The sequence below is a fragment of the Psychrobacter sp. WY6 genome (genome assembly GCF_018448495.1).
In the GTDB taxonomy this organism is placed as follows: domain Bacteria; phylum Pseudomonadota; class Gammaproteobacteria; order Pseudomonadales; family Moraxellaceae; genus Psychrobacter.
The window spans coordinates 2114681-2130826 of record NZ_CP049902.1; the positions used below are offsets into that span (position 1 = coordinate 2114681).

Consider the following 16146-nt stretch of genomic DNA (forward strand, 5'->3'; position numbering starts at 1 on the left):
AGCGTAAAGTCGCTTGTAAAAAACAGAGCCTAGTAGTAAATAGCGATCCGCGACATAAAAATGACTCATTAAGACGGTAAATCAGCCATGACTCATCAGTTTCCTATGACATTGCTCGCACAGATTGATGATGTGGCTGTTTTTCAAACGGCTGCCTTTTCAAGCGATGATGTTGACTCACAAGACCAGCCCACAGAACAGTTGGTACGAAAGCAACGTCAAGCGAATTACGGTGAGCTAAATTTAGGTTTGCATGTCAATGACGATGCTGCAAAAGTACTGAGCAATCGCATGCGTTTATTATCTGCTATCAATGAGCAGCTTGCACCCTTATCGTCGACATGCAAACACGTACCCATCAAACGCTTACACTGGGTTAACCAAGTTCACGGTAAGCAAATTCATGATATTGATGGCACGGCGCTAGGTATGACGCCAATGTCTGCTGACGCGATGGTCAGTCGGCAACAAGGGCTTGGGCTGGCGATAATGACGGCTGACTGTGTGCCGATAGTCTTATATCAGCCAGCTAGTGGTCAAATAGCAGCGATTCACGCGGGTTGGCAAGGTCTGGCTTGCGGGGTTATTCAAGCGACTGTGCAATGCTTTACGCAATCGGGACAAATCAAAGCTTGGATTGGTGTTTGTATCAGTCAAGACAGCTATGAAGTTGGCGCTCAAGTTCGCAATCAATTATTAAAAGGTTGCACAGAAAATAAGTTATTGAACACAGCAAGTATTGAACATTTTGATTCGTTATATGTCATAGATTCTGTGGCTACTTAAAGGTGATAGCGAGACTCAACATGTACAGGATACGATTGATAAGCTGTCAAGCTGTGACAAAGTTGACGCAATGAAAATCAAGCTAAACTTACCAAAGTTGGCAGCGGATCAGCTTAGTGCGGCGGGCGTTATAGTAGATGACACCTTATCTAGCAGCTGTAGTTATACTGATGACCACTATTATTCTTATCGGCGTCAAACGCATTTGCAGCAGCCTGCTACAGGTCGAATGGCGCTGGTCATTGTACGTGTCGCTGCGTAGGATTACGCTATTTGCTGTTGCGTGCGATTAACTGTTGAGTTTATATTGTTTTTATTTAACCATTTATAGCCATTATTAGAGTTTGTATGAATACACCTGCCAAATCGTCCATTACTGATAGCATACCGACTGTATCTATTGCTGTTATTTATCATAGCAACTACGGTCATACCAAGCGCGTCGCTGAAGCGATCGTTAAAGGGGCGCATCAGCAATTGCCAGCAGCACAGGCCAAAGCCGTTGATGTCCACAAGGTTGACTGGGATTATTTGGATCAGGCGGATTTGCTGGTTTTCGGTAGTGCCGTATATATGGGTAGTGTCACTGCTGAATTTAAGACTTTTATGGATGAAACCTCAAAGCGCTGGTATCATCGTAAATGGGAAGGCAAGTGGGCAGCCGCTTTTGCCAACTCTGGTGGGCTGAGCGGTGATAAGCTGGCGGTATTACAGCAGATTTCTTTGTATGCGATGCAGCATGGCATGAACTGGATTGGATTACCGCTGATGCCGACAGGTCATGAGGCTCATGATTTAAACCGTTTATCTAGCTTTTTGGGCTTGATGACCCAGTCGCTTGATGGTCCTCCTGAGGAAACGCCAGGACGGGGAGATATTGATACGGCTATTTGGTTCGGCGATCATTTGGCCAAGACAATTATCAAGCATCAGCCAGCGTCGCGCCCTTGAAATGAATGGCTATTGAATCATTCAAGGTAATTTATTAAACATTAAAGGCAGATATCAAACCGATATCTGCCTTTTTTCTGCTTATTTTATGAGTGTGATGGCACTATTTTTGATTTTTTGTACTGGTATTATTTTGAACTTGCACAGTGGTGGCAGGCGTATTTTTGACCAAGATGCTATTGGTAGGGGTGGTATTCACAGGGATAGGGCTGTCGACAAACTGAAATGATTGGCAGCCTGTCATTAACAGGGCTGATGTAAGTATATAAGCAAGGATTGGTAACTTCATAGTGGTGTCTCAGGCGGCGATCGGCAATGTGGAAATAGCGCCTATCATAAACAAAATATGGTGCGGTGCAATAGTTTGTTTCGTAGCATTAAAAATCTGACTGGTAAAAAAAGCGAGTGCTAACTTAAGTCTATGTATCTATTATGTACAACTAAAATCGATGATGACAAAAAATGAAGCGCATATATGACAATTATCTATAATGATAGGTTTTTTATAAAAGATATGCACCCAAAAAATAGAACTTTAGTTACTGATTTTAAAGGTTATTTAAATTACCTATTATTACAATATAAAAAAATATATTACGTTATCAAAAACTGATAATGACAATGCGGTTCTTTACGTTTTGTAAAAATTTGAGATCAATACGTTACTCATTAAGTAATAGTAGCGAAATAGTCTTACATTAGTAGAGTGAGTAGACATCATTTAGTAACCATGCTTAGTAACTACGCTTATGAAATTACTTTTGTCACGCTATTTTACTGGATGATTTGCTACCTCACTTAATGGACTATCAATTGAGTATAACAAGTCGTCACTCATTAAGGCTTGCTCAATATAAAATGTTTCATCTCAATCATTCATCTAATAAATAATTACAACACCCTAGGTGCCCGCTATATGAGGATATTATGAAGCCACTTTCTGTGATGTTATCGATGCTCGTCATTGGTATGACCTCCAGCGCTGCGATGGCTGAAGGCGCAAGCGTCGTCAATACCAGCCTAGCCAATGCTAGCTTGCCTAATGCCAGTTTACCTAATATTAGTCCAGCCAATAGCGAGCTTGTCAATCGCGGTGCTTACATTGCCCGTGCGGCCGATTGCATGGCATGTCATGGCGAAGATTATACTGGCGGTACAGCGATCGAAACGCCGATGGGAGATATCTACTCAACCAATATTACCCCGTCTAAACGTTATGGTATCGGTGATTATACCGAAAAGGATTTAAAGGCTGCGTTGCAAAAAGGTCGTACGCCAAGCCATATGCTTTACCCTGCCATGCCATATCCTTCTTATAGTGGCATGAAAGAAGAAGATATCAGTGCGTTGTTTGCTTATCTGCAAACCGTACCTGCTGTCGATGAAGCACCGAAATATAAAACTGACCTGCCATTTCCCTTTAACATTCGCAGCTTAATGATTGGCTGGAATTTTCTCAATGTCCCGTCTACTGAAAACCGTGATGGTCTCACCGAGACGCAGCAACGTGGTGAATATATTGTCAATAACTTAGAGCACTGCGGCACTTGCCATACCCCGCGTAATAGCACTATGGGTTTCAATAAAAAAATGTATCTATCAGGTGCTCAGCTTGGTCATTGGCATGCACCAAATATCACGTCTGACGAGTCGAGCGGTATCGGTAGTTGGAGTGAACAAGATATCGTCACTTATCTGCGTACTGGTGAGCTTGACCAGCGTGCCTATGCGGGTGGTCCTATGGGCGAGGCGGTTGCACATAGTACGCGCTACTTAAAAAATGAAGATTTGAATGCCATTGCTTCTTATCTAAAAGCGGTGCCTGCTATCCAAACAGATGATAAGGTCGCAGCCGTTGATGTCTCGCGTTTACCAACACCCATTAGCGAATCTATCACTCATGATTTACTGGCGCAAAAAGATTATTTAGCCCAAGCCAAAGCACAGGTGAGTAATGGCAGCAATTCACCAGAATCGCTATATTTGGCAGCCTGTGGTAGCTGTCACGGCGTTGACGGTTATGGTCAGCCTGATGCGCGTTACGCTCCTATCGTTGGACTCAGCAGTATTCGCCGTGAGAAACCTGATGCGCTGGTCAATATGATCCTTCATGGGGTAGAAGGCGCGACTAACACATCACCTATCATGCCAGGGTTCTCAGATGAGCTAAATAGCGAGCAAATCGCTGGTATTACCAATTATGTGCGTGTGAATTTTGGTGGTCTCAACAGTAGTGAGGTGAGTGCTAATGATGTTGATCGTATCGCAACGACAGGTACTGACAAGCCCTTCTTAATCAAATATGCGGGCTTACTGGCAGTAATCGGCATCATCGTGGCTATTATTATCATTGTGTTTATTATACGAGCAATCTTGCGGTCTAGGCGCCGTCTTTAATTCATTGATTCTATAAAGACGATTTACATATTTATTATAGGACAAGATCTACAGGCAATATGGTAAGGCACAACAGCTCGAAAAACAGACTTAGAACTAAGTCGAGCTGATTAATAATATATATGCCTACCGTCTTGCAGGAACGTCTACTTTAAGGACATTATTATGAAAGACATGCTTCAATCACCAACGCGGCGCCAACTGCTCTCGATGATTGGTAAAACCGCAGGCGCAACAGCGATGTATCAGGCGATGACGACGTTAGGATTTGCGTCAGAGTCGAGTTTTAAAGAGACCATGGATCTGAAGGGTGCACCTCCGGGCGCTAGTATTGTCATTCTTGGTGCGGGTCTTGGCGGGCTGACCGCGGCTTATGAGTTACGTAAAGCAGGCTACGATGTCAAAGTACTTGAATATCAAAATCGTGGCGGCGGTCGTAGCTGGACATTGAACAGCGGTGATAAATATACCGAGCTTGGCGGCGAAGAAGTCACCTGTGATTTTGAAGAGGGCAATTACTTTAATGGTGGACCGTGGCGTCTGCCAAGCCATCATTATGCCGTCTTCCATTATTGCAAACAGTTCGGCGTTGAGATGCAGCCCTTTATTCAAACCAATGATCGTGCTTATCTGCATCGCAGTACTCATTTCGACGGCGTGCCGCAGCGCTTGGGTGATGTGAAAAACGACATCCAAGGTCATGTCGCGGAGCTGCTATCGAAATCAGTCAACGTTGGTGGTCTTGATCGCTCGGTCAATACTGAGGACAAAGAAAAGTTATTAGAAGGCTTAAAAGGTTGGGGTGTGCTGGATAAAGATTATCGTTACCGCGCCAGTAATGAGACCAGTAAACATCGCGGCTTTAGTGTGTTTCCGGGTGGTGGCTTGATGCCTGATGCAACGCCATCAAAACCTTTGCCGATCAGTGAGATACTAGATTCAGGTATGTGGGCAGATATTTATGGCAACCATATGACTTATGGTCATCAACCGACGATGTTTCAGCCAGTAGGTGGTATGGGGAAAATTGGTGATGCGTTCACCCGTGAATGCCGCGATTGATTGAGTTTAATGCAAAGGTCACTAAAATTCATCAAGATGACAGTGGCGTCACTGTCGATTATGTAGACAGCAACAGCCCAGATGGTGCCACCAAGACCATTCGTGCAGACTGGTGCGTGTGCAATATTCCATTAACTATATTGACGCAGATGGATATTAATGTCTCAAAACCAATGAAGCAGGCGATGGCCGCTGTGCCTTATGAAACCTCTTATAAAGTCGGCTTAGAGTTCAACCGCCGTTTTTGGGAAGAAGATGAATGGATATTTGGTGGTCTGACTTATACCGACATGCCCATTGCGCAAATTGCTTATCCTTCACAAAATATGTTTAAAGATGGTACTGGCGTGCTACTCGGTGCGTATGGTTATGGTCCGACGTCTTATAAGTTTAATAGCTTAACGCCGCAAGAACGTATTAATGTTGCGCTTGCTTATGGTAAATACATCCATCCTCAGTATCCAAAAGAATTCCGTGCAGGGACATCAGTTGTCTGGCACCGCATCCCATGGACGCTCGGCTGTTACGGTATTTGGAATGAGTCGACCCGTCGTCAACATTACGATACCTTGTGCAGTATTGATAATCGTATTGTGCTGGCGGGCGAACATTGCTCACACATTCCGGCATGGCAAGAAGGCGCTATTTTATCTGGTATGGATGCCGCAAAGCGCCTACATAAAAAAGCAAAAATGCTGGTTTAATAACGCTTGGGTTATATAAATAACTATAAGATTCAGAGGCTATCATGGACAATGCAATTGTGAAGAAGGCAATCGTGGAGAAAGCAATCTTGAAGAAAAAGTCATGAAAAACATGACACTCAAACTGCTGACGGTGATGCTGCTGAGTGGGATAAGCAGTGCAGCACTGTTGGGCTGTAGTCAACGGTCAGATGATGAAGTGACGGTTTCCAGTGTACAAGATCAGGACTCCCTAACAACCAATGACTATCAAGCAAGCCGAAATACGGGTGCGTGGGGCGGCGTTTATATGAGCCGTGAGGAGCTTACTGCACCTGCTATCAATATTGTCGACGACAGCTCATTGCCCAATATGGAAGACGACCCAAGTATTACTGAATGGGATGCAAAGTTTGAAGGCACAAATGGCTTTGTGACGACAGATGGCAAAAAGCTGTATCACGACTCTTGTGCGGCTTGTCACATGCACAAAGGCGAGGGTGCTTACGGTGCAGGCTATTATCCGCCACTGGCGAATAACAGTAAGATGCAATCAAAGTATTACATCATCGATATCTTGATTAATGGCTTTCGTGGCATGCCCTCATTCCATGGAATGATGAACGATGCGCAGATGGCGGCGGTTACTCAATATGTGGTCAGTGACTTAAATGGTTTTACCGATACCGTGACTGCTGAAGATGTGGCAAAACTGCGGCATTCCAATCCATCAGCGGGTGATCCGAGTGATGATTAATCGTGTTTACTATTTTAGTCAATAATTGTCCAATACATGCTAGTGGCAAAATGATTTAACCGTGCTTCGCAATATAAAAAAGCGCCTAATTATTTATTAGGCGCTTTTTTTGTGAGCAAGACTTTATGAATTAAGAAAGAGGGTTTATTTAGGACTAGATGACCAGACTGGTGAGCGAATAGTGCCTTGACCCGACTTACCAAACGACTCACCACCATTCAATGATTTGATGGTTAATACACCTTTGCCGCCTTGCTTTGAGGCATAAACGACACGCTTACCATTAGGCGAAAAGCTAGGCGCTTCATCGATACCCGTATTGCCCAAGTTAGTAGTAACAGCGCCGCCGCTATTCATGATCGCCGCTGAGCGACCACTTAAAAAGGCAATTTGTGAGCCATCGTTACTAAATTGCGGGCTAGTGGCATAACCGCTACTTGATACCTTAGTAGTACGTCCTGAACCAAACTCATAACGATAAATCTGTGGTTTGTTAAATCCAGTTTTGTCTGATACAAAAACAAAGGATTTGCCATCAGGCGCATAACTTGGTTGAACTTCGCTGCTTGGCCAATTGATAAGCCTTCTAGGTTGACCACCACTGGCACTCATCTCATAAATATCTGCGCTACCTTCAAAGCTACTAGAGAATAATATCTTGCTGCCATCAGGAGAGAATGATGGACTGAGATTGCTGCCAGGGAGGGGGTTAACGGGGTTGCACCGCCACCGCTCACACTTTGTACATAAATAACGGGATAAGATTTATCACGTTGTACGGAATAAGCAATACGATTGCCATCTGGCGACCATGTTGGTGAAAAGATAGAACCGGTTACTTCAGTAATGGTTTTGGCATTTTCGCCATCGGCATCCATCACTTTTAAACGTGAGACTTTTTCTTTACCAGCACCAATCTCTTCAATGTAAGCAATACGCCCTGAAAAGTCCCCTGGCGTACCAGTAATTAGCTCATATACTTTATCAGCGATGACGTGACCAGCATAGCGCATGCTTTCTTTATTATTGTCAGCCGTTAAGCTTTGTTTGCCTTCGATTACTCTACCAGATTTAACGTCAATCACTTCGTAATCGGTTACTATTTTACCGCGATTGCTGCGAGTACTGCCGACCACTAAATAAGGAATCCCCATGCTTTGCCATACCGGCAATGTGCCTGCCAGCTCGCTGCTACTGCGCGGCTGCTGTGGTAGATCTTTGCTAGTCACTTTTAGCTCTGTTTTGCTTAAATCATTTAGAATAATCGGCGATAATACAGAATCACCAGCAAATGGCACAAACGCGACTTGGTTTTGTTGAACGGGAATTTCGAAACTATCCTGTAGTACGACTATTTCTTTGGCAAACAAACTAGTAGAAGCAAGTAAACATGATGCGCTAATACACAGAGTTGTCAGCTTTTTTTTGTAAATATAATTGTACAATTTATTCTCCTAAAATTAATAAAGAATCTTGATACTTTTAAAATTTAAGAAATGAGATTTTTATATACTGAGTTTTATTTAGTTGTTCCAATATATTCTATGCTAAAAGTAGGGTATTTAGGATCGTCAGGACCAATGGGTAATTTTCTGGTAACCCTAGCTGCATCTTCTAGTGCTTTGTTATATTTTGGGTTACTTCCTGATGCATTGTAACCAGTTATAATACCACTGCTATCAACAGTAATAGTCAGAGTTGCTAAGACAGTTTGCCCCTTAGCTCCTTCTGGTGATATAAGATTCTTTTTGATTAGTGCTTTTATATCACTATCGCTAGCACCAGTAGAACCAGAGGTACTGCTACTACCACCATTAGATGTTGTTGAGTTGCCGTCTGCTTCTAGATCATATCTCTGACCTGCGCTACCAGAATCACCTGTATTAATCTTTAAATTTTTATCAGTCGCAGTCGGGCGTGTAATCTTTGGCGGGTTATTTTGTTTATTACGGAAATCGCCCAGCTGTTTTTGTTCTTCTATTAGCTGCTCTTTTTTTTTTGCTCCACCTGACCATGCTCTTCTGTCACCGACTCATCTAATTGTGCTGCCCACTCTGCCATTCGACGTTCGTAGTCTTGGTTTTGCTCAAGTAAGCGTTGATGCTGCTCTTCACTCATCAGCATTGGTTGACTGGCAGGATCGTTAGAGCGCGTAAAGACAGGCACACGCTGCGAGTTTGGCTGACTGGCGCTATCGCTAAAACTTTCTGATGATGAGGTGCTCGATGCACTGCTTGTGCTAGTTTCAGCTTGCATCGCGCTAGCTGCCGCTGCACGATTGGCAAGGATTTGACCTTGCATTTCAGCCAATTGCTCAGGGGAGACCATGACCGTCTCAATACTTTCCACAGTGTCGGTTTTAGTATGTTGATAAGTATAAACGAGTATCCCAATCACGAGACCATGTGCCAGCACGCTAAGTAGCGTAGGCAATGTTAGCCCATTGCCTTCAGGTTGGGTCGGTACGTACGACGGACAGGTTATGCATGGTAAAGATACTCAAGGACGAGGTTCATCAAATTATCTACTTTATTATAGCAAGCTGAGCGAGGAATAGGATTTATTACAATGATGGTGTGGGCAAGGGTGCGCCTGTTAATAATCCCACCTTTTGAATGCCTGCTTGTTGTAAGGTGGCCATGAGTGTCATGATAGCGCCATATTGGTTGTTTTGATCGGCATTAATCATCACTTGTACGGGCTGAGCACCTACATTGCTGCTTTGGTTTTGCAGATTGGCGAGCGTATCAATCAGCTCTGTTTCACTAATCGGCAGGTCGACATTGTCTTCATAACTGATAAAAATATCGCCACTATCGGTCAAGGACACAATGACGGGTAGTTGGCTTTGGCTCATGGTATTGGTTTGCTCTTTTGGCAAGTCAACATCGACGCCCGTAATCAGCATGGGTGCTGTGACCATAAATATGACGAGCAGCACCAACATCACATCGATATAAGGAACGACATTCATCTCCGCATTTAGCGCTTTTTTTCACGGCGATAGGGACTCTGTTTCATGATTTCATAGTCCTTGTGCCTGATTGGCTGTAGATGTCGTTTCTCTCGTAGCGATATTGTCTCTACCAACAGTGCTTTCTGCACTTGTCTCGCGCTGGAGCATGCCCGTCATTTCATCACAAAATAAAGCACGTGAATCGTACAAGCGACTAGATTGGCGGTAAAGTGGTTATAAGCTAGTACGGCAGGAATCGCTGCAAACAAGCCCATAGCGGTTGCGATTAGTGCTTCGGCAATACCAGGTGCGACAGAGGCGAGGGTTGCTTGTTCCGTTTGTGACAACCCTAAAAAGGCGTTCATGATGCCCCAAACTGTACCGAACAATCCAACATAAGGCGCGACTGAGCCAATGCTCGCTAGCGTAGTCAGTCCTGATTCTAATAGTTGCTGCTGACGTCCTAAACCGACTCGTAGCTTGCGCTCAACACCATCGATGATGTCATCTTTGGGTTGGCGCTTTTTATGCATTCTTAAGTATTCAGAAAATCCCACATAAAATATTTGCTCAAGTCCTTGGCGTTCAGGCGAGCCTTGCACGCCTTGGTAAAGCTTGGCTAAGTCTTCACCTGACCAAAACCAAGTTTCAAACTGTTGATCGAAATTTTTGGCCGTACCAAGCCGCGCGCTCATACGAAAGATAATTACCCAGCTGACTAAAGACGCCAATAACAATAATGCCATCACAATCTGCACCAAGAGACTGGCTTGGGTAATAAGGTCGATAATATTTAATGATTCAGGCATGTATGGGACTCATGGATAATTAATAATAGCTGGTATGGCGCGACACGCAGACCAGATAGGATCTTTAATAACGAAAATATAATATGACAGTCATGATGCATATTGCTATCAGCCGCCTAGTGTACTGCTAAATGTCGAAAAGGTCATTTGTTAAAGTGTTAAATACCAAATAATTAACAGCTGTTTGTACAATTCATAGTATAAGGTTAATTTATATGTGGATGTCTGAAATATTATCTGGCTGTTATGTCTTAATTGACTGAAAAGGTGGGTTTGTACCCATAAGGCACTGGTAATGATTGAATTTGTACCGCAACTTCTCTAAAATGTTGCACCTTGTTACCGCTGTCTTTTGATAATGACGTCGCCATCCATTGGCTGACGTCATATTTATTTTAGGCATCAATAAATTTGTTCTTTCACTAGCAAGCTGGGCGCGACACTTATGAATGCAATTGAACGCTATTTTGGGATTAATGGTGAAAACACCACAGTCAAAACGGAAATCCTTGCCGGTATAACCACCTTTTTGACCATGGCTTATATCATCTTTGTCAACCCCAACGTATTGGCGGAAGCTGGTATGGATAAAGGGGCGGTATTTGTTGCCACCTGTTTAGCAGCGGCAATAGGCTGCTTTATTATGGGTATCTATGCCAGACTGCCGGTGGCACTCGCACCAGGTATGGGTTTGAACGCCTTTTTTACTTACGGCGTTGTATTGGGTATGGGCTACGCTTGGCAAACTGCGCTAGGTGCTGTTTCTTATCGGGTTGCTTGTTTATCATTTTGAGTTTGTTTAAGATTCGCGAATGGGTTATCAATGCCATTCCAAACAGCCTTAAGCAGGGTATTGTGGCAGGTATTGGTGCTTTCTTAGCATTTATTGCGCTACAGAGCTCAGGTATCATTGTCGGTCGTGATGCGACATTGGTGATGCTGGGTGATATGACCTCATTTGCACCTATGATGGCTGCTTTGGGTTTTTTTTATTATTGGTTTGGTCTATAAAAAAGTCCCAGGTGCCGTAACGATTGGTATCTTGGTTATCACCGTGATTAGCTTGTTGACAGGCCATACACAGTTTGCTGGCATCATGTCTGCGCCGCCATCTATCACACCAACATTGATGGAGCTTGATATTGCCGGTGCGTTTGACGTTGGTATGATCAGCGTTATTTTTGCCTTCTTATTCGTCGATTTATTTGATACGACAGGTAGTTTGGTTGGTATTGCCAATAAAGCGGGTTTAATTGATAAAGACGGCAATATTCCTAATATGGACAAAGCGCTACTGGCGGATTCTACTGCTACGGTCGCTGGTGCAATGTTGGGTACGTCATCGACTACCAGTTATATTGAGAGTGCTTCTGGAGTAGCATCAGGTGGTCGTACAGGTCTGATGGCAGTGACGGTTGGCGTATTGTTTGTACTGAGTATTTTCTTTGCACCATTGGCTGGTATGATTCCTGCTTACGCCACAGCTGGCGCGATTTTCTATGTGTCGGTACTGATGTTATTTACCCTAAAAGAAATCAACTGGGAAGATTTGACAGAAGCGGCTCCTGTAGCGGTTGTTCTGTTATTGACCCCGCTGACGTACTCTATCGCTGATGGTATTGCGCTTGGTTTTATCACTTTTACCGCGGTAAAACTGATGACCGGTAAATTCTCTGAAATTACGATCCCAGTTTGGGTATTGACGGTTATTTTGCTGACCAAGTTGGTGGTTTTATAAGTTTTACTAGGATGCGGTGAGCGTTTGATACTAATTTACTGCTTTCGATATTATTTTACTGCTTTTGAGTTTTGTTACGTTAAATTCCTCTTTATTCGGAAACGATAAAGGGGTTTTTTTTGATTTAAAATGGCTCAAATTTCCCTAAATTTATTCAAGTGTTTGATTTAATAAAATAATTAATCGCCAATAGTAAATAGAAAAGTATAACCAGTGCGTCATAAGGGATAAAGTGCTGTGTTAACTGATTGTTTTTTAGAAATATATTAATTTGTGAAAATAAGCAATATCGTTAGTTTGAAATTTTTTTTCATGATATTATAGCCGAGTTAAGCGCATCACCTCAATCAACGCCGTAAGGTTTTTCTTACAGTGAATTAGCAGCATCCAAGGTGGCAGATTTTTTGCTAAAGCGATTTTTTCGTTTTAATAGCGATATCTGATCATCACACTCCTTTCACTACAAACAAGAAGAAGGCACTAATGCCGCTTAGCTGTTCGTTGTTGCCTTTGTATTGTTAACGTAGCCCGTTTAACAGTCGAACGACCTACTTAACCGCTTCCAGCCTACGCTGGATTTTCTCGTTTTGTGATGGCGCCGTTTGGACTTTTGATTATTGTTATAAGTATCTATCGATAGCTATCATCTAAATGAATGATGGTGATGGCTAGTTATACCAGACGATCAGACTTCCTAAAGCACTATTTATGATGGTTTTTAAACGATAGTTATGGAGTTGTTATGAACCCAGTAGACCAGTTTACCCCGCAAGAGCCGATTTTGTTTAATCCTGTCGATTTGCTATCGCCAGACTACATTACCCAGTCGGCAGAAACTCTGCACGCCCGTATTTCGCCGTTGTATAGCGTCGATGAAGAGCGCTGGTTGTCCAAATTATTGCCACTGGCTGAACCCAGCACAGAAGAACGTGACGCCGCTGCTGAGCAAACGCGCCAGCTGGTTGAGCATGTACGTAATGATGGCAAAGCGGTCAAGATGGTCGACTCATTACTGCTTGAGTATAGTCTTGATACCCAAGAAGGTATCTTGCTGATGAGCTTAGCAGAAGCCTTGATTCGAGTGCCAGACAATTATACTGCTGATGCCTTGATTCATGACAAAATGAGTGTGGCTGATTGGAAAAAGCACATCAAAAATGACAACGGTTTTATGGTCAATGCCTCGACATGGGGCATGATGATGACAGGTCGTGTCGTCAGTATTGATAGTAGCACCACAGCATCAGGCTTTTTGGATCGCATGACTAAAAAGATGGGTGAGCCTGTTATTCGTAGTGCCATGCAAAAAGCCATGCGGATCATGGGTCATCAGTTTGTATTGGGCGAGACCATCGAGGACGCCAATAAAAATAGCCAGCCTTATCGTAATAAAGGCTATACCTATTCGTTTGATATGCTCGGTGAAGCGGCTATTGCGCATAAAGACGCTGAAAAATACTTCAATGACTACCTGCATGCGATCAGAGCCACTGCCAGTATCAAAGTCAAAGAAGGCATGCCTAAGCCATCAGTATCTATCAAGCTGTCAGCATTGCACCCTCGCTATGAAGCCACGCAAGAAGCCCAAGTCATGGGTTTATTACGTCAACGCTGCTTGCTGCTCATCGAAGCGGCACGTGAAGTCAACGTTGACCTTAGTATCGATGCCGAAGAAGCCGACCGCCTTGAAATTTCTTTAAAACTGTTTGAGTCTTTGTACCGTGACAATTTGACGGCTGACTGGGATGGTCTTGGCTTGGTCGTGCAAGGTTACTCTAAGCGTGCCATTGCTATTTTGGTGTGGCTGGCTCGCCTATCGACTGAGGTGGGAGATCGTATTCCAGTACGTCTGGTAAAGGGTGCCTATTGGGATACTGAGATCAAGCTTGCCCAGCAAAAAGGTCTGTCAGGCTATCCTGTCTGGACACGTAAAGAAGGCACGGATACTGCTTATCTTGCCTGTGCGCGTTTCTTGTTATCAGATCATCTGCGAGGCTTGATTTGGCCACAGTTTGCGACACACAATGCGCACACCCTAGCGTCAATTATGACCATGAGTAAGCATAGAGACTTTGAGTTTCAGCGTCTACATGGTATGGGCGATGCGCTTTATGATCATATCTTACAAGCGTATAAAATTCCGGTACGTATCTATGCCCCAGTTGGCGCGCATAAAGACTTGCTGCCGTACTTGGTACGTCGCTTGCTCGAAAACGGTGCCAACAGCTCGTTTGTCCATCAGCTGCTAGACAAGTCTTATCCGATTGAGAAGCTAACAGTACATCCTTATGACAAGCTACTGGCTAATGCGACGTTACACAATCCAGAGATTCCGTTGCCGTTAGAGATTTATGGTGCGCGCCGTGCCAGTTTTGGTCCTAATATATTCGTAGAGTCACAATGGCCCTTTAAATCTGCTATCGATAGCCATCTGCATAAAACTTGGTCAGCGACGTCAATCGTCAATGGCAAAGCAATTGATGAATATGAAGTAGAAGGCATAACGCATAAGCTTGAGACTCAAACCGTACGTGCACCTTGGAACCACGAAGTAAGTGCTGGTGAAGTCACTTATGCCAATGCTGAAATAGCTGGTCAAGCGATCGATGCGGCAGTGGCAGGGCAAAGTGTCTGGCAAGCAGTATCAGCTGCTAAGCGTGCTGAAATATTGCGTAAGATAGCTGATCTCTATGAAGAAAACTACGCTGAGCTAATGGCGCTATGCCAAATCGAAGCGGGCAAAACCCTTCAAGACGGTATTGATGAAATTAAAGAAGCGGTTGATTTCTGCCGTTTTTATGCCGATGAAGCAGAGCGTTTAGACGACGTCGTGCATGAATTTACCGATTTGGCTGGCAAGCAATCTCGTCAAGTTTATAAAGCACGTGGCACCTTTGTCTGTATTAGCCCATGGAACTTCCCATTGGCTATCTATACGGGTCAAATCGTAGCGGCGCTAGCAGCAGGTAATACGGTGGTGGCGAAACCTGCCGAACAAACCAGCTTGATTGCCCATTTTGGTGCTCAGCTAATGTACCAAGCAGGCGTACCAACACAAGCCTTACAGTTAGTGATCGGTGCTGGCGATGTTGGTGGTGCATTGACAGCGGCTGACAATATAGCAGGTGTGATATTTACGGGTTCAACCCAAACGGCTCAACGTATTAACCAAAGCCTAAATGATCATGCCCAAGCCAGTGGTGAGCTACCTGTTTTTATCGCCGAAACTGGTGGTCAGAATGCTATGATTGTTGATTCAACGGCATTGCCAGAACAAGTGGTTAGAGACGCTGTCTTATCTGCATTTGGTTCAGCAGGTCAGCGTTGCTCAGCTTGCCGTATATTGTGCGTGCAAGAAGAAATGGCTGATAATTTAATTGAGCTATTACAAGGTAATATGGCTGAGCTATCGGTCGGCAATCCTTTATATGCTGCTACAGATGTGGGTCCAGTGATTGATGCGGATGCCAAACGTAGTCTTGAAGCGCATATCGAGCGTATGGACGCTGAGCCAACGGCGACTATCTTGGCACAGACGCCAATGAGCTCAAGCTCAGTTGTCAGTCAAGAACAGTCTACCTTTGTATTGCCAACAGCGATCGAAGTGAAAAGTATCGACGTGATAGGTGGCGAGCATTTTGGTCCAATTTTGCACGTACTGCGCTATCAAGCACGTGATCTGAATAAGCTGATTGATGCCATCAACGCGACAGGCTTTGGTTTGACCTTGGGTATTCATAGCCGTATCGAAAATACCGTTGAGCACATCGAGCGCCGTGCATTTGTAGGTAATACTTATATCAACCGCAACCAAATCGGTGCCGTCGTAAACGTACAACCATTCGGGGGTTGTGGTCTGTCTGGCACGGGTCCTAAAGCTGGTGGCCCGCATTATGTCGCACGTTTGATGCAGCTTAGCTCAGAGTCAAATAGCAGTAATCAGACAACTGCTAATACTACTAATACCACTACCCAAACCACCACTCAAACAGAACTCGCATAAGGAG

At 44.0% G+C, this 16146-nt stretch carries 10 protein-coding genes and 4 pseudogenes; 8 read left to right on the plus strand and 6 right to left on the minus strand.

Annotation, left to right across the window (positions count from 1 at the left end):
* The first annotated feature begins 87 nt into the window (after window positions 1-87).
* The 3 genes from G7Y90_RS10555 (at window position 88) to G7Y90_RS10560 (ending at window position 1737) form a co-directional block, all read left to right on the plus strand.
* On the plus strand, window positions 88-786 hold the full coding sequence (locus G7Y90_RS10555; RefSeq protein ID WP_284143723.1) for a purine nucleoside phosphorylase YfiH/LACC1 family protein: 699 nt from the start codon (window positions 88-90) through the stop codon (window positions 784-786).
* 70 nt (window positions 787-856) lie between these two features.
* Window positions 857-1048: a laccase domain-containing protein gene (locus G7Y90_RS17950; protein ID WP_284143724.1), complete on the plus strand. Its 192-nt coding sequence runs from the start codon at window positions 857-859 to the stop codon at window positions 1046-1048.
* A gap of 86 nt (window positions 1049-1134) precedes the next feature.
* Window positions 1135-1737 (plus strand): flavodoxin family protein, encoded by a 603-nt coding sequence (locus tag G7Y90_RS10560; protein ID WP_201559805.1) that lies wholly within the window; start codon window positions 1135-1137, stop codon window positions 1735-1737.
* 103 nt (window positions 1738-1840) lie between these two features.
* On the opposite strand, the gene G7Y90_RS10565 is transcribed toward G7Y90_RS10560, so the two are convergent.
* On the minus strand, window positions 1841-2026 hold the full coding sequence (locus G7Y90_RS10565; RefSeq protein ID WP_193009190.1) for a hypothetical protein: 186 nt from the start codon (window positions 2024-2026) through the stop codon (window positions 1841-1843).
* Between the two features lie 638 nt (window positions 2027-2664).
* On the opposite strand from G7Y90_RS10565, the gene G7Y90_RS10570 reads away from it, so the two are divergent.
* The 3 genes and pseudogenes from G7Y90_RS10570 to G7Y90_RS10585 all read left to right on the plus strand — a co-directional run bounded on the left by G7Y90_RS10570 (window position 2665) and on the right by G7Y90_RS10585 (window position 6636).
* Complete coding sequence (locus tag G7Y90_RS10570; RefSeq protein WP_201559806.1) at window positions 2665-4134, plus strand: cytochrome c; 1470 nt, start codon at window positions 2665-2667, stop codon at window positions 4132-4134.
* 165 nt (window positions 4135-4299) lie between these two features.
* Window positions 4300-5900 (plus strand): annotated as a pseudogene (locus G7Y90_RS18495) (flavin monoamine oxidase family protein).
* A 103-nt stretch (window positions 5901-6003) separates the two neighbouring features.
* Window positions 6004-6636 carry a c-type cytochrome gene (locus tag G7Y90_RS10585; protein WP_201559835.1) on the plus strand — a complete coding sequence of 211 codons (633 nt, stop codon included), beginning with the start codon at window positions 6004-6006 and terminating at the stop codon, window positions 6634-6636.
* Window positions 6637-6780: 144 nt separating this feature from the next.
* Here G7Y90_RS10585 and G7Y90_RS10590 read toward each other — a convergent pair whose 3' ends face one another.
* The 5 genes and pseudogenes from G7Y90_RS10590 to tolQ all read right to left on the minus strand — a co-directional run bounded on the left by G7Y90_RS10590 (window position 6781) and on the right by tolQ (window position 10401).
* Entirely contained in the window at window positions 6781-7248 is a 468-nt protein-coding gene (locus G7Y90_RS10590) for a beta-propeller domain-containing protein (protein ID WP_250162355.1), read from the minus strand.
* The gene (locus G7Y90_RS10595; protein ID WP_250162356.1) at window positions 7245-8081 is read right to left on the minus strand and encodes a beta-propeller domain-containing protein; all 837 of its coding nucleotides are present in this window, start codon (window positions 8079-8081) and stop codon (window positions 7245-7247) included. Before G7Y90_RS10595 ends, G7Y90_RS10590 begins: the two co-directional genes overlap by 4 nt.
* Before the next feature lie 535 nt (window positions 8082-8616).
* A complete protein-coding gene (locus G7Y90_RS10600) occupies window positions 8617-9069 on the minus strand; it encodes a hypothetical protein (RefSeq protein WP_250162357.1) in 453 nt (150 codons plus the stop codon).
* A gap of 130 nt (window positions 9070-9199) precedes the next feature.
* Window positions 9200-9657, minus strand: a pseudogene (gene tolR / locus G7Y90_RS10605) (protein TolR).
* Window positions 9658-9661: 4 nt separating this feature from the next.
* Window positions 9662-10401: pseudogene (tolQ, locus tag G7Y90_RS10610) on the minus strand (protein TolQ).
* Window positions 10402-10846: 445 nt separating this feature from the next.
* On the opposite strand from tolQ, the pseudogene G7Y90_RS10615 reads away from it, so the two are divergent.
* Window positions 10847-12139, plus strand: a pseudogene (locus G7Y90_RS10615) (NCS2 family permease).
* A gap of 742 nt (window positions 12140-12881) precedes the next feature.
* Window positions 12882-16142 carry a bifunctional proline dehydrogenase/L-glutamate gamma-semialdehyde dehydrogenase PutA gene (putA, locus tag G7Y90_RS10620; RefSeq protein ID WP_250162358.1) on the plus strand — a complete coding sequence of 1087 codons (3261 nt, stop codon included), beginning with the start codon at window positions 12882-12884 and terminating at the stop codon, window positions 16140-16142.
* Window positions 16143-16146 lie beyond the last annotated feature (4 nt).

Bases quoted from the DNA above. Each gene is read 5' to 3' on its own strand.
- G7Y90_RS10555 (WP_284143723.1), top strand. From the start codon at position 88: ATGACTCATCAGTTTCCTATGACATTGCTCGCACAGATTGATGATGTG.
- G7Y90_RS17950 (WP_284143724.1), top strand. From the start codon at position 857: ATGAAAATCAAGCTAAACTTACCAAAGTTGGCAGCGGATCAGCTTAGT.
- G7Y90_RS10560 (WP_201559805.1), top strand. From the start codon at position 1,135: ATGAATACACCTGCCAAATCGTCCATTACTGATAGCATACCGACTGTA.
- G7Y90_RS10565 (WP_193009190.1), bottom strand. From the start codon at position 2,026: ATGAAGTTACCAATCCTTGCTTATATACTTACATCAGCCCTGTTAATG.
- G7Y90_RS10570 (WP_201559806.1), top strand. From the start codon at position 2,665: ATGAAGCCACTTTCTGTGATGTTATCGATGCTCGTCATTGGTATGACC.
- G7Y90_RS10585 (WP_201559835.1), top strand. From the start codon at position 6,004: ATGAAAAACATGACACTCAAACTGCTGACGGTGATGCTGCTGAGTGGG.
- G7Y90_RS10590 (WP_250162355.1), bottom strand. From the start codon at position 7,248: ATGAGTGCCAGTGGTGGTCAACCTAGAAGGCTTATCAATTGGCCAAGC.
- putA (WP_250162358.1), top strand. From the start codon at position 12,882: ATGAACCCAGTAGACCAGTTTACCCCGCAAGAGCCGATTTTGTTTAAT.